Genomic DNA, 13,396 nt, shown 5'->3' with positions numbered 1-13,396 from the left:
CCGTCACTTCCGGCGGAAGCAGGCTCCTGCCGGAAGTGACGGGGGCCTATGTCGTAGCTCTCTGCGCGAGGACTAAATTGTCTGGCAGCCCACATATGTGTGCGGGCTGCCAGACCATCGTCAAAGCCCATGCCATCTGGGCGACACCGCAAAGGACAGCGAAGACATGACAGAGCCTCAGAACACTCCGACGAAGCCTGCTGCTCCGAGCCCCGCTCCGAGCGCCTACCCCGCGTACGACCCCGCGGCGGACGACAAGCTGCTGTACGCCATCGCGACCGCCGTCGTGGCGGTGCCGCTGCTGGTCCTCGGATTCCTGGTCTTCACCGCGAAGGGCCCCAAGGCTCCGTTCCGTTTCGCCGCGAAGGCGCTCGAAGGCGCCGACTTCGAAGAGTTCTTCGAGAAGGGCTCTTTCCGCACCACCGCGAAGGTCAAGTTCCGCCACCCGGTCGAGAAGGTGTGGCAGGCGTTCACCGGCGAGCGGGCGTTCAACTGGATTCCTGGCGTCAAAGGCGTCCACTACGTCGGAGTTCCCGGCGAGGGCGCGATCCGCTACCTGAAGACCCTGCCGCTCGCGGTCGGCGAGAAAGTCGTCCAGTTCGACGAGGGCAAGCTCTTCGGCTACACCGGCACGGGCGCTTCGCTGCCGGTGCTCAAGCACATGGCTTCGCAGTACACGTTCGAGCCGACGAAGCGGGGCGGCACGCAGCTGACCTGGAAGCTCGCCCTGACTCCGAAGCTCGTCGGCTTCCTGCCGCTCTGGCTGGCCGCCCCATTCGTGAAGCCGTTCCTCAAACTCGGCGCGAAGAACGCGAACTGGGCCATCTTCCCGGCGGACAAGTAGAGAATTGCTCGCACGGCGGGGTCCGGGCCGGGCGGCCGGACCCCGCCGTGGCGTATTTCGGGGCTATCCTTGCTTCAGGCGAGAACAAGCTTTAACGTGAGACAGCGCACATATTGATCAAGCGGTTCCCACGGCGCGAAGAGCGGCGTGGACGAAGGAGGTAAGAGGTGGCGTTATACCGCAGCGTGGTGGTTGGCACCGACGGCTCGGAATCGTCGTTCCGGGCGGTGGAGCGAGCGGCCGAGGTCGCAGGCGCCGCCGGCGCGACCTTGTATATCGCGACAGCGTTCCAGCAGGGCGGCGGCTCCAGCGGCACGGCTGCCGACGCGCTCAAGAGCGAGGCGTTCCAGATCACCGGCAACGCTCCCGCGTACGAGATCCTGCACAGCGCGGCCGACCGGGCGAAAAAAGCAGGCGCGCAGAAGGTCGAAGAGCGGGCGATCGCGGACAAGAATCCCGTGGACGCGCTGATCGACCTCGTCATCGGCGTGAAAGCGGACCTGCTCGTGGTCGGCAACCGGGGCCTTTCGTCCCTCACCGGGCGCCTCCTCGGCTCCGTGCCTTCCGATGTCGCGCGTAAAGCGGATATTGATGTTTTGATCGTCCACACCGTCTAGCCGGGATGGGATGCAAGGCCGCGACGAAGGAGCAACGCCGCAGACCGCCCGGCTAGACGACTCGCCGCAGTCTTCTGTTGAAGTTGTGTTTGCGAAGCGTCCCCTCGCCGGAGGCGATCCCGCGAAGCGGCCAGGCCAACCGCGCTGACAAGAGCGAAAGGCTGGCTGGGCGGGATGAGATCCTAGGCAGCGGGGGTCTGAGCATAGTGGGTTATGTGGGGCCCCGGCGAACGACGGAGATCGCCCGCCCAGCACCGCTCGCGCCTGGTGACCCCAGGCATACCGTGAGGCTTACCCCGCGAGGGCGGTGCGGTCCTCGAGGGAGGCGAGCGACTCGGGAAGCGGTTTGCTGTGCACCACGACGAGACGCTGCGTCGCTCGGGTGAGCGCCACGTAGAGGTCGTTTTGGCCCCGTGGGGACTCGGCGACGAGTTCGGCGGGCTCGACTAGGACGACGTTGTCGAACTCCAGCCCCTTCACCTCGTGGACGGTGTGGACCCGGACGGACTCCGACGCGAGCCGGCGCAGCGACGGCACCGTGTTCGCCGGGGCGAGGATCGCGGTCAGGCCGGTGAAGTCGCCCGCGCCCGCCGCGAGATCCGCGACGGCCGAAGCGACCTCGTCGGCAGGCACGCGGGTGGCGAACGGCACATGGCCGGACGCGCGGATCGAGCGCGGCGGCGTTTGCTCGGGGTTGATCTCGCCCAGCACGGCTGTGGCCAAGCCCATGATCTCGCTCGGCGTCCGGTAGTTCACGGTGAGCTCGGCGAGCCGCCACCTGTTCGCCACGTACGGGGCGAGGACGCCCGCCCACGAGGACGCGCCCGCAGGGCCGCCGGTCTGCGCGACATCGCCGACCAGGGTCATCCACCGGTTGGGCGAGCGGCGGAACACCATGCGCCAGTCCATCGGCGAGAGCTCCTGCGCCTCGTCCACGATGACATGGCCGAACGTCCACGTGCGGTCCGCCTCGGCCCGTTCCGCCGCGCTTGCCTGGGAGGAGCGGGTGTGGCGGTCGGCCAGCGCTTCGGCGTCGAGGAGGTCGTGCGCCATGAGCACTTCCGAGTCGAAACCGTCCTCGGGGTCCTCGTTGCCCGAGTCCCGGATCAGGTCGAGCGCCGCCTGCGCCTCGGCGATCGCCTGCGAGCGCCGGGCCCTCGCGTCCTCGGCGGCCGACTCGTCGTCGGTGCCGATCAGCTCGGCCAGCTCGTCCAAGAGCGGCGCGTCGGCGGGGGAGAACCCGGAGCCCTGCGGCCTGGCCAGCGCGGCGCGCTGCTGGGCGGCGAGGCCGGTGAGCGCCTCCGGCTCCGCGTACAGCTCTCGCAGCAGCTCTTGGGGGTTGAGCTCCGGCCAGAACTCGTCGAGCGCCTCGATCACGTCGGGGTCCGCGCGCAGCTCGTCCCGGATCTCTTGGTAGCTCTCCAGGTCGTTGCTGCCCTCGGGCTCCGTCTCCCGCCACAGCCGGTCGGCCAATGCGTCGAGGGCGGCGCGCAGGAAGACATGGCGGGCGGGGTTGTGCGGCCTGCGGGAGTTGCGCGCCCGTCCTTGCGCTTTGGCCACGAGCTCGCGGTCCACGACCAGCTCGTGGCGGCCGAACGGCAGGCGGACATTCCCCCTTGGCAGCCGCTGCCGGGCGCGCACGGCCGATTTGAGCACGTCTGCCATGGCGATCGAGCCCTTCACCGCGAGGGCTTCGAGCGAGTCCTCCTCGATGGGCTTCACCCCTGGGAAGAGGGTGCCGACGGTGGCGAGCAGAACCCCGGTCTCGCCGAGGGAGGGGAGGACCTGGCCGATGTATTTGAGGAAGGTGTCGTTCGGGCCGATGATGAGCACGCCGCTGCGGGCGAGCTTCGCGCGGTGGGTGTAGAGGAGGTAGGCCGCGCGGTGCAGCGCGACGGCGGTCTTGCCGGTGCCGGGGCCGCCCTGCACGACGAGCACGCCCCGGTGCTCGTTGCGGATGATGAGGTCCTGCTCGCGCTGAATGGTGTCGACGATGTCGTTCATATGCCCGGTCCGGGCCGCGCCGAGGGCCGAGACGAGCGCGGTCTCGTTCACGACCCCGCCGTCTAGGGCGCTGTCCTGCTGGTCGTCCGCCGCCGAGGACATGTCCAGCGTCTCGTCGTTGACCTCGAGCACTTTGCGGCTGCGGGTGCGGATGTGCCTGCGGCGCAGCACGTCTTCCGGCGCGGCGGGAGTGGCGAGGTAGAAAGGCCTGGAGAGCGGGGCCCGCCAGTCCAGCAGCAGGATCTCGTCGCTGTCGTCCTCGAACATCCCGAGCCTGCCGACGTAGCGGCGCTCGCCGTCGGCCATATCGAGGCGGCCGAAGCAGAGATTGTGCTCGGCGGCATGGTATTTGGCGAGGTCCTCGCTGTAGAGCTGGACGTACGACTCGCGCTCGGAGCGCTCCTGGTCGTCGCCGTCGGCTTCGAGAAGCGCGTCGCGCAGACGACGGTCCGCGGTCGCCTTCAGGCGGTCCAACCGGGCGTAGAGCACATCGAGGCGCTCTTGGTCCTCACCCTGTTGCTCGTCCGACACGTCAGATCCTCCTCAATGGGTGTGTCTGCCGATAGCACGCCTGCCAGCTCCGTGCAGGCGCGCGCACAAGCAATCAATTCTACCCGGTCCCAGAGGCGGGCGGGGCCGCAGGATGGACTTCGCGCGCCTGCGGCGGCAAAAGAGGAATCCCAGGCCGGAAAATACTCCCCGGCCTGGGATTCCTCTTGATCGTGCGGCTTCGTGCCCGAGCGGGCCGAGAGCGCTCTCGGCTCAGACGGACGCGACCGCTTTGGCCGCCCTGTCGACAAGGTCGGCGACTGCGGCAGGCTGCGAGGCGAGGGAGGCGTGCGAGGCCGGGAGCTCGATCAGCTCGCGCGGGTTCAGCCGGGCCGCCATCTCGCGCTCGTTGTCGGGGTGGATCATCCGGTCCTCGGACGAGACCTGGTACCAGGACGGCTTGTGCCGCCACGCGGGGTCGGTGACAGCGTCGCCGAACGTCGAGGCGAGCGGGGCCTTCTGCGTGACCGCCATGACCAGCGCCTCGTCGTCGGCGAGGTCCTGGCAGAAGCTCTCGTGGTACTTGTCCGGCTTGACCCACAGGTACCCGTCCGAGTCCGGGGCGAGGTTCGGGAACGCCGCCGGGGGGCGTTTCTGGCTGATCTCGCCGGGGCTCTCGCCCGAGTCCGGCGCGAACGCCGCGATGTACACCAGCGCGGCGACGTTGGGCAGGTTTCCGGCCTCGGTGATGACCGCGCCGCCGTAGGAGTGCCCGACCAGGACGACCGGCCCGTCGATCTGCTTGACCATCTGCTGGGTGCGCTTCGCGTCGTCGGCGAGCGAGGTGAGCGGGTTCTCCACGGCGTGGATGTCGCTGTAGCCGCGCCCCGCGAGCTCGACGATCACTTTGGACCAATGGGCGGCGCCGCCCCAAAAGCCGTGGACAAGAACAATTGAGGGCAGAGCCATGTGATTCATCCTCCAAGAGGTGGTTCGTGGCAGCGTAGGAGAACGAGGCGCTGCCGTCCTCGGAGACAAAGTACCGGTGCTGTTCCAGGGGCCCGTGCGGGGGCGGAGTTCCCGATCATGCCCTCCCGCCGCCCCGGTGGCCGTTTCGGCGCGATTCGTGGACAATAGGCGGGTGAATGAGTCAGGTGCCTTGACAAAAGAACGCTCCGCCGAGGCTCCGGGGATCTCCGGCAGCCTCCTGCTCGTGCTCGGGCTGCTCTCGGCCATCGCCCCGATCGCCATCGACCTCTACCTGCCCTCGTTCCCCAATATGACTGTCGACCTGCGGGCTTCGGCTTCCGCTGTGCAGTTGACCCTGACCGGCTTCCTCGTCGGGATGGGCGCGGGGCAGCTCGTCTTCGGGCCCCTGTCGGACCGCTATGGGCGCAAACCGCCGCTGGTCGTCGGCGCGCTTCTCTGCGTCGTGGCGAGCGTCGCCGCCGCGCTCGCCCCGTCGGCGGGTTTCTTGGCCGTCTGCCGTGTCTTCCAAGGCTTCGGCGGGGCGGCGGGCGTAGTGATCGGCCGCGCCGTCATCACCGACCTCGTCAGCGGCAAAGTCGCGGCGCGCGCGTTCAGCCTGATGATGACCGTCAGCGGATTCGCGCCCGTTGCGGCTCCCGTGCTGGGCAGCGTGCTCGCCCCGGTCATCGGCTGGCGGGGCATTCTATGGGTGGTGTTCGCCCTGGCCGTGTTGGTGGCCGTGGTCGTCGTGGCCATGGTGCCCGAGACCCGCTCCCCGCAGGCGCGCGAGGCGGCGCGGCAGAACGCGGCCGGGCTCGCGCCATTGCTGTCGCGGACCTATCTCGGCTACGCCGCTGTGGTCGCTTTCGGGTTCGCCACGATGATGTCGTATATCGCGTCCTCCCCGTTCGTCTATCAGAGCGTCATGGGGCTGAGCAAGCTCGGCAACGGGTTGCTGTTCGGCGCGAACGCCCTCTGCCTGACCGCATGCGGCGCGCTCAGCGCACGACTGTCCCATCGGTTCGCTCCGGCGAGGTTGTTGGCGTTCGGCCTGGCAGGCGCATTGGCGGGCTCAATCGCCTTCGCCGCCGTCGCGCTTTCCCCGCTGCCGGTCGTCTGGCTCGCGCCGCCGCTCTGCGCAGCCGTCGCGAGCCTCGGCTTCGTCTTCGGGAACGCGACTGCGCTCGCCATGGGGGCGGTTTCGCATGCCGCGGGCTCGGCTTCGGCGTTCATCGGCGCGCTGCAGTTCACGGTCGGGGCGTTGGTCTCGCCCTTGGCGGGGCTCGGCGGCGAGCACACCGCTGTGCCGCTCGCCGCCGTCATGGTCGGTTGCGCCGTGATCGCGGCCTGCTGCGGGCTCGTCGCCCGGAGCGGCGCGCGGCAGGCCGCCGTCTGATCGTGCCGCTATGACGGCGCCCGCTTTTGAGCGTCTTCTCAGGCTGCGCCGCGACAATGGCCGCATACTGAGGTCAATTTCCTTGACACAAGATCGTCCGGCCTCTGCTCGGTCCGAGCCGTCGCTGCCGCGCGGCCTCCTCGCCGCGCTCGCGCTGCTCGCCGCGTTCGCCTCGATCGGGGTCGACCTGTATCTGCCGTCGTTCCCGACTATCGCCGCCGACCTGCGGGTCTCGCCGTCCGTCGTGCAGCTGACCCTGACCGGCTTCCTCCTCGGCATAGGCGTGGGGCAGTTCGTCTTCGGCGCGCTCTCGGACCGCTACGGGCGGAAAGGGCCGTTGGTGGTCGGCTCGCTGCTCTGCGTCGGCGCGAGCGCGGCGGCGGCTTTGGCGCCCTCGGTGGGACTGCTGGTGGCGAGCCGCGTCCTCCAAGGCTTCGGCGGGGCGGTGGGGCTCTCCCCGGTGTTGTGCTCGCCGCTCGGCGGAGCGCTCGCTCCGGCCGTGGGTTGGCGCGGCGTCCTCTGGGCGGTGTGCGCGATGACCGTGGCGATGGCGGTCGTCGTCGTCGCGGTGGTGCCCGAGACCCGTCCGCGCCATGTGCGGGACGCGGCGCGAAAAAATCCAGTGGGATTCAAACCGCTGCTGTCCCGTGCGTATTTCGGCAACGCGATCGCGGGAGTCTTCGGCTTCGGGGCGCTGATGTCGTACATCTCGGCCTCGCCGTTCGTGCACCAGAGCGTCATGGGGTTGAGCGAGCTCGGCAACGGGCTGTTGTTCAGCGCGAACGGGATCTGCATGGTGGCCAGCGCCATGACCAGCGCCCGCCTGTCCCGGACACGCCCGGCTGCGGAGCTCCTCGCGGTCGGGCTGGCTGTCGTATTGGGCGGCTCGGCCGCCTTCGCCGCCGTCGCGCTCTCCTCGACTCCGGTCGTCTGGCTCGCCGTCCCGCTGTGCGTCGTCGTCGCGGGCCTCGGCTTCGTCCTCGGGAACGCGACCGCGTTGGCTCTGGCCGCCGCCCATGCGGCGGCGGGCCGAGCCGCGGCCGTCACAGGGGCTGCGGAGGCCGCAGTCGGCGCGCTCGTGGCGCCCTTGGTCGGCCTCGGCGGGGCGCGCGACGCCGTGCCCCTCGCGGTCGTGATGACCGCCTGCGCGGCCATTGCGGCCTGCGGCTGGCGCCTCGCCCATGCGCGAGGGGCGGGCCGCTCCGGAGCCCGCGCCGCCGTCGACGACTAAGCTGGGCGAAGAGACAAACAACCTGGCCGCGCCGCTTCGCCCGCGAAGCCGCACCGCGAACCAAGGAAAGGACCGCGCCGTGCCAACACTGATCGTCCTCAACCCCGGAGCTGGCGAGATCCAGTCCGTCGAAACCGCGACCGGCTTCGCGACCACCTTGGTGGCCGGGACGGGGGAGGTGCCCGACGGCGTGGTCGTCGACAAGGCTCGCGGCGTCTTCTACTGGACGAACATGGGCGTGCCCGCCGGGAGCGCCCCAGGAGCGGCGTTGACGGAGAAAACAGCTTCGTTCCACGCCGCGAACGGCTCCTTGGAGCGGGCGAGCCTGGACGGCTCGGGGAGGACGACAGTGCTCCCGGCGGGGAGCTTCGTCACCGGCAAACAGCTCGTCGCGGACTTTGCCGCGGGCAAGCTCTACTTCTCCGACCGCGAGGGACTGCGGGTGCTGCGGGCGAACCTGGACGGCTCCGAACTCGAGGTTCTGGTCCAGAACGGCGATCACACAGTGCCCGAGGAGCAGCGGGACATCCTGCGGCATTGCGTCGGCGTCGCCGTCGACCCTGCGGGCGGCCACCTGTACTGGACGCAGAAGGGGCCGAGCAAGGGCGGCGCGGGGCGGATCTTCCGCGCGCCGCTCGCCGCTCCCGCCGACCCCGCGCGCCGCGACGACATCGAGACGCTGTGGGAGAACCTGCCCGAGCCGATCGACCTCTACCTCGACCTCGGCGCGGGCGAAATCTATTGGACCGACCGGGGCGCCAGGCCCGAGGGCAACACGTTCAACCGCGCGCCGATCCCCGCCGTGGGCGAGAAGGGCGTGGCCCCGACGATCCTCGCCTCGGAGTTCCGCGAGGCCATCGGCGTGGACCGCGACGAGGCGACCGGAGCCTTCTATGTCACCGATCTCGGCGGCGACATCCGGGAGGTCGACCCGGCGCGGGGGATCGACCGGCTGGTCGCCACGCTGCCCGGCGGGCTGACCGGCGTCGCCGTCGTGAGATAGCCGCGCGTGCGGCCAGCGCGCAGCCGGGGAACCGGAGGCCGCGCAGGGGCGGGCAGATCTTCCAGCGAGCCAGTCACACGGTCGCCACGGGCGCAGCCGCTTTCGTCCGCGCCGCCGCCTCTCGCGCCTCGCGGAGCATGCGGAGCGCCCCTCCTGCTTCGGAGCCGAAAATGAGCTGGGCGGTTCTCTCGCCGAGGGCGGGGTTCTTCTGCAGCGGCCACAGCAGGAGGCCGAACGGAACTTTGAGGGCGTTGAACGCCGGATCCAGGAACCGGGGGATGTTCAAGATTCTGCGCACCGGACGCGGGATGACCGCCAGTGTCACCGGCATGACGACGCCGACCAGGGCGAGCATCCGAAGGGTGTCGGGGAGGTTCGCGAGCCGGAACGTCGAGAGATAGAGGCCACGGTTTTGGGCGGTCCTGGACAAGAACGCGCGCAAGGGCACGTCCCGGTACTCGTGCGCGATGCCCGCGTAGTAGTCGGCGACGGCTTGGGCGGAGTCGGGGACGATCTCGCGCGGGACGCCCATGAGCTCCGCGAAGGCGACCATCTCGCGCCAGTATTGGTCGCGCTGTCCGGGGCTGAACCTGCGGGGCAGCCGCCCGTCGCGGGCGACAACGCCTTCGTAGAGGCGCAGTCCCGCGTGGCAGATCGTGACATGGGCGAAGAGCATCATCTTCGCGCTCGCGGCGTCGTAGTGGTCCTCGGGTCCGCCGGGGCTGCCGGGGACGACGCTCTTCATCGGCTTGTGGTAGGCGTGCAGGCGCTTTGCGGTGAAGGCTGCGGTCGGGGTGTCGCCGACGATGATCGGCGTGGGGACGAGCCCGGTGCGGATGTGCCGGTCGAGGACCTCCCTCGGGCTGCGGCGCGCCTCGACGGGGGTTCCGGCGAGTCGGCGGCGCTTGCGTCGCGCGTCCTCGTCGTTGATGGGGTCGTGCTCCAGGACGACGCTCAGCAGGCCCCGGTGGATGAGCTCGAGCGCGGCCGCAGGCCCGTCGATGAGCATGGCCACCGTGGCGGGGGAGAGCACTTGCCAGGCCAGCGAGCCCGGGCCGAAATACCCGTAGTCGACCGCGCCGTCCGGGGTGCGGGTCTCGCCCGCGAAGTGGAACGGGACGCCTTTCTGCACCGAGGGCTTCAGGTAATAGTTCCCCGAGCGCTCGCGCTGCTGCTCGTCCGTGCTCGCCGTCTGCGTGACCGCCATGCCCGATTCTCCTCGTGGCCTCGATGCTCCGAGCCCCGCACATCCTGGATGAAATGTGAGGTCTGTCATGAAACTTTGATGACAGAGAGAGTATCACCGGACTTTGGGACAATCAAGTAATAATGTCTCTGGCATCGCGAAACGGCATTCCTGCCGCGGGCGGTGTGCGATCATCGGGGCATGTCCAGGGCCGCACCGGGAATCGACCTGGAGGCGTTGATCGCCGCCGCGATGGGGGACGAGCTGTACGAGGAGGCGCGGAAGGCCGAAGGCTCTGGGGGCAAAATCCTCGACGCCGCGGTCGCGGTGCTGGGGGAGAGCGGCGAGCGGGGCCTGACCATGGACAAGGTCGCCAAGCGGGCGGGCATGGGGAGGGGCACGGTGTTCCGCCTCTTCGGCAGCAAGCAGAACCTCGTCGACACCGCCTATCGGCGCGACCTGCTCGCGCAGCTCCGCGACCTCGGCGACCGCGCCTCGCGGTGCGCGACCGCGGGCGACGTCGCCGAATTGGCGATGGCGCGCAGCTTGGAAGACGCGCATGCCAACCCCGTCGCGCGTTGGCTGGTCCGGCTGCAGCCCGAACGGATCGTGCGCCTGTGGCGCGACTACGAGCCGTCGGGCCAGGCGATCGGACGGAGCTTTCTCTCCGGCTTGCTCCAAGATCCAGGCCTGCCGGACGCGCTGGCGGAGGACGAGGCGGATTTCGTCGCCGACACGCTCAACCGGTTGCTGGCCACGTTCGTCCTCGTGCCGCGCGGAGAGGGCCTGTCGGAGGCGTCGGGGCGGCTTCGCGAGGCGGTTCGGCGTTTGCTGCCGAGGTAACGAGATGGGCGGACTGCGCCACGCGGACTCGAGGCGTCCGCCATTGGTGGTCGACCACGGCCCGCTCGGCGCGGAGGTCAGGGGGAGCCACGCCGCTCCGCGTCGAGCCCTTGTCGCTTGGCTTGTGCGGCGACGAAGAGCAGGCCGGCTCCAAGCAGCAGGGCAACAGGGATGTCGGTGCCCAGGCGGAACAATCTGCCGTGTTGGAGCGCCAGCAGGGTCATGACGGCGGCTTGGGCCCATACGGACGCGGCGAGCATCCGCACATGCAGCGAGTCGATGCGCTCTTGGCCCGAAGCCCACCACCCCACGAAGGCAAGGACGAGGAAGACCGCCGCCGACATGCCGGCGTCGGGGTGCTCTCCGTCCGCGAACATCAGCGCTCGTCCGGGCTGGTGTTTGAAGGTGAACAGATCTGGCTGGAACACGCCAACCGCGAATTCCACTGCGAAGTAACCCGCTGTTGCAAGGCAGAAAGATCGGAGCGCGAAGCGCAGGCTCACCCCTGGAGCGGGTGTGCGCAGATCCAAATCGCCAGGCACGCCTCGCCAGAAAAGCACGCGGAGCGGGCCGCCCTCGGCCCCATTGCTCCGAGCGTACCGAGCCCAATAGACGGCAACGGCGGCTGCGAGCGAGTACACCAGCGGGATGTCTGTGAGCAGGTGGAACCAGTAGTGGTAGTGCGAGAGGCCGCGCAGGCAGACCACTGTCATGACGAACGCGTGCCCCAGGTTGCCGAAGATCGCGCCGAGGATCACCCCGGCGTGATGGCTCGGGCTCTCTGCTGCTCGCCATAAGAACACCGGCCAGACCACATAGAGCACCGACAGCAGGGCTGCGTCGGTCTGGCCGCCGTCCCCGTACATGATCAGATGCCCCAGCGGTTGGTGGTAGTCCAGGACATGCGGCAGGGCGAGGGCGAGCAGCAGCCCTCCTGCGAAGATCAGCCATAGCAGCAATGCCGTGCAGCGCAGGCAGACGACAAGCCTGGCCTCTTCTTTGGAGCGCTCGCCCGCGCCGAGCAGCGCGCGATGTATCGATCGCTTCCAGGACGGTTGGGCCGGAGAGGGGGCAGCATCCATGTTTTATATGGTATGCCATAATTCATACACATGCCGTCGGCCAATGACCTTGCGGGGCGGGCGTGTTCGACGAGAGCATCGGCTCATTGTTGGGTAGTCAAAGAATTCGGGCCTGGTCGGATAGTTAGAAACACTATCCGACCAGGCCCGACCTGGTGCGCCAGCAGGGACTCGAACCCCGAACCCGCTGATTAAGAGTCAGCTGCTCTGCCAGTTGAGCTACTAGCGCGTGACGTACATACTAACAGGCCCAAGCCGATGCTCGCGACACCGTTGCGGCTACTGGCGTGGGACCCCCCGATCCCGTAGTATGGCGGCGAAGCAATCAATTGGGGTTCAGCGCTGCGCTGTGGCATGTTCGATTCGTGGTCGGACCAGCGGCGGAGCGCTTTCCTTGGAGTCTGGCCCGCCAGCCAGGAGGAGGACGTGACATGCCTGAGGCTGTGTGGCCGGCGCGACATACGGGCACCCCTTGGTTGAGCCGTTCGGTCGCCCTCGCGGCGGTGTTCGGGCTCATGCTCGGATCTGTCTCCTGCGGGACCGAGCAGCGCCGCGCGAACGCGGCGGCGGGCGTCGGGGCGAACTCTGCGGACGAGGCGCTGCGCCCGGGCCTCGACTCCTCGGTGAAGGACGGCGCGACCGGAGTCTCCCCGGCCGACCCGGTCACGTTGGCCGCCAATGGCGGGGCGATCGTCTCCGCGACCCTGACCGGGGCGGACGGCACGACGGTGAAGACCGAGCTGAGCGGCGACAAGCGCACCTGGCACAGCGTCGAGCCGCTCGGCTACGGCAAGAAGTACGTGCTCAAGGCCGAGGTCATGGGGACGAGCGGGACGAGCACGCTGACCCGGACGTTCACCACGTCGTCGCCGAAGGCGCTGACGATGCCGTACTTCAACAAGGGCAACGCGAACGGGGAGGTCGTCGGGGTCGCCCAACCCGTGGGCGTGAAGTTCGACGAGCCGATCTCGGATCGCGCCGCCGCCGAGAAAGCCATCAAAGTCACGACCGAGCCCGCTGTCGAGGGCGCGTTCTACTGGATCTCCCCGACCGAGGTCCGGTGGCGGCCCGAGCATTTCTGGAAGCCAGGCACCAAGGTGTCTGTCGAGGTCAAGGACTACGGGGTCAATCTTGGCAACGGGCTGTTCGGCCAGCAGGACATCGCCACGAGCTTCGCCATCGGCGACGAGTTCCTCGCGGTGGCGGACGACAACACGAAGCAGATCCAGATCTTCGTGAACGGCGACCTGGTGCGCACCATGCCGACGTCGATGGGCCTGGACAACCCGAAGCTTCTGACGAACAACGGCTATTACACCGTGGGCGACCACAACCAGTCCATGATCATGGACTCGTCGACTTTCGGCCTCCCGACCTGGGCGCCGATGGGGTATCGCACCAAGGTGGAATGGGCCACCCAGATCTCGTACAGCGGCATCTACGTCCACGCCGCGCCGTGGTCGGTGTGGGCGCAGGGCAAGAGGAACACGAGCCACGGCTGCCTCAATGTGAGCCCCGAGGACGGCAAGTGGTTCTTGGAGCATTCCAAGCGCGGCGACGCCGTGCTGGTGAAAAACACGAAGGGCACCATGTTGCCGGGCAACGACGGGCTCGGCGACTGGAACATCCCGTGGGAAGTGTGGAAAGCAGGCAACCGCAGCACCTCCTGAAGCACGGGAGAGGACTGCGAGACAAAAGGCGTGCGGCGCGAGTTCCAGACTCGCGCCGCACG

At 68.8% G+C, this 13,396-nt stretch carries 11 protein-coding genes and 1 tRNA gene; 7 read left to right on the top strand and 5 right to left on the bottom strand.

What is annotated here, in order from left to right; all coding sequences use genetic code 11:
• The first annotated feature begins 166 nt into the window (after nt 1-166).
• Together ACRC20_RS03500 and ACRC20_RS03495 are read left to right on the top strand one after the other, a co-directional pair.
• Nucleotides 167-844, top strand: coding sequence for an SRPBCC family protein (locus ACRC20_RS03500; protein WP_438684955.1), 678 nt, complete (start codon nt 167-169; stop codon nt 842-844).
• A gap of 167 nt (nt 845-1,011) precedes the next feature.
• Complete coding sequence (locus ACRC20_RS03495; protein WP_438684954.1) at nt 1,012-1,461, top strand: universal stress protein; 450 nt, start codon at nt 1,012-1,014, stop codon at nt 1,459-1,461.
• Nucleotides 1,462-1,752: 291 nt separating this feature from the next.
• On the opposite strand, the gene ACRC20_RS03490 is transcribed toward ACRC20_RS03495, so the two are convergent.
• Nucleotides 1,753-3,996: a HelD family protein gene (locus ACRC20_RS03490; protein WP_438684953.1), complete on the bottom strand. Its 2,244-nt coding sequence runs from the start codon at nt 3,994-3,996 to the stop codon at nt 1,753-1,755.
• 231 nt (nt 3,997-4,227) lie between these two features.
• On the bottom strand, nt 4,228-4,923 hold the full coding sequence (locus tag ACRC20_RS03485) for an alpha/beta hydrolase (RefSeq protein WP_438684952.1): 696 nt from the start codon (nt 4,921-4,923) through the stop codon (nt 4,228-4,230).
• A 190-nt stretch (nt 4,924-5,113) separates the two neighbouring features.
• Between ACRC20_RS03485 and ACRC20_RS03480 the strand changes: the two genes are divergently transcribed.
• From ACRC20_RS03480 to ACRC20_RS03470, 3 genes are all read left to right on the top strand, one after another.
• On the top strand, nt 5,114-6,319 hold the full coding sequence (locus tag ACRC20_RS03480; RefSeq protein WP_438684951.1) for a multidrug effflux MFS transporter: 1,206 nt from the start codon (nt 5,114-5,116) through the stop codon (nt 6,317-6,319).
• Between the two features lie 82 nt (nt 6,320-6,401).
• Nucleotides 6,402-7,550 carry an MFS transporter gene (locus tag ACRC20_RS03475; protein WP_438684950.1) on the top strand — a complete coding sequence of 383 codons (1,149 nt, stop codon included), beginning with the start codon at nt 6,402-6,404 and terminating at the stop codon, nt 7,548-7,550.
• Between the two features lie 79 nt (nt 7,551-7,629).
• On the top strand, nt 7,630-8,553 hold the full coding sequence (locus ACRC20_RS03470) for a hypothetical protein (RefSeq protein ID WP_438684949.1): 924 nt from the start codon (nt 7,630-7,632) through the stop codon (nt 8,551-8,553).
• Nucleotides 8,554-8,626: 73 nt separating this feature from the next.
• Here the strand turns inward: ACRC20_RS03470 and ACRC20_RS03465 are convergent, their stop codons facing one another.
• On the bottom strand, nt 8,627-9,760 hold the full coding sequence (locus ACRC20_RS03465; RefSeq protein WP_438684948.1) for an oxygenase MpaB family protein: 1,134 nt from the start codon (nt 9,758-9,760) through the stop codon (nt 8,627-8,629).
• Between the two features lie 180 nt (nt 9,761-9,940).
• Here ACRC20_RS03465 and ACRC20_RS03460 point away from each other — a divergent pair, with 180 nt between their 5' ends.
• Nucleotides 9,941-10,582, top strand: a complete 642-nt coding sequence (locus ACRC20_RS03460; protein WP_438684947.1) for a TetR/AcrR family transcriptional regulator — start codon at nt 9,941-9,943, stop codon at nt 10,580-10,582.
• 77 nt (nt 10,583-10,659) lie between these two features.
• Here the strand turns inward: ACRC20_RS03460 and ACRC20_RS03455 are convergent, their stop codons facing one another.
• Complete coding sequence (locus ACRC20_RS03455; protein WP_438684946.1) at nt 10,660-11,664, bottom strand: hypothetical protein; 1,005 nt, start codon at nt 11,662-11,664, stop codon at nt 10,660-10,662.
• Nucleotides 11,665-11,817: 153 nt separating this feature from the next.
• Nucleotides 11,818-11,893, bottom strand: a tRNA-Lys gene (locus tag ACRC20_RS03450).
• Between the two features lie 202 nt (nt 11,894-12,095).
• On the opposite strand from ACRC20_RS03450, the gene ACRC20_RS03445 reads away from it, so the two are divergent.
• Nucleotides 12,096-13,334 carry a L,D-transpeptidase gene (locus ACRC20_RS03445; protein ID WP_438684945.1) on the top strand — a complete coding sequence of 413 codons (1,239 nt, stop codon included), beginning with the start codon at nt 12,096-12,098 and terminating at the stop codon, nt 13,332-13,334.
• The last annotated feature ends 62 nt before the right edge of the window (nt 13,335-13,396 follow it).

Source organism: Segniliparus sp. (assembly GCF_051660745.1).
Classification (GTDB): Bacteria; Actinomycetota; Actinomycetes; order Mycobacteriales; family Mycobacteriaceae; genus Segniliparus.
Note: the sequence above shows the minus strand (reverse complement) of the source record. Positions and strands in the feature narration are given on the sequence as shown.

Excerpts from the sequence above, each read along its gene's own strand:
- ACRC20_RS03500 (WP_438684955.1), top strand. The coding sequence starts at position 167 with ATGACAGAGCCTCAGAACACTCCGACGAAGCCTGCTGCTCCGAGCCCC.
- ACRC20_RS03485 (WP_438684952.1), bottom strand. The coding sequence starts at position 4,923 with ATGGCTCTGCCCTCAATTGTTCTTGTCCACGGCTTTTGGGGCGGCGCC.
- ACRC20_RS03465 (WP_438684948.1), bottom strand. The coding sequence starts at position 9,760 with ATGGCGGTCACGCAGACGGCGAGCACGGACGAGCAGCAGCGCGAGCGC.
- ACRC20_RS03460 (WP_438684947.1), top strand. The coding sequence starts at position 9,941 with ATGTCCAGGGCCGCACCGGGAATCGACCTGGAGGCGTTGATCGCCGCC.
- ACRC20_RS03455 (WP_438684946.1), bottom strand. The coding sequence starts at position 11,664 with ATGGATGCTGCCCCCTCTCCGGCCCAACCGTCCTGGAAGCGATCGATA.
- ACRC20_RS03445 (WP_438684945.1), top strand. The coding sequence starts at position 12,096 with ATGCCTGAGGCTGTGTGGCCGGCGCGACATACGGGCACCCCTTGGTTG.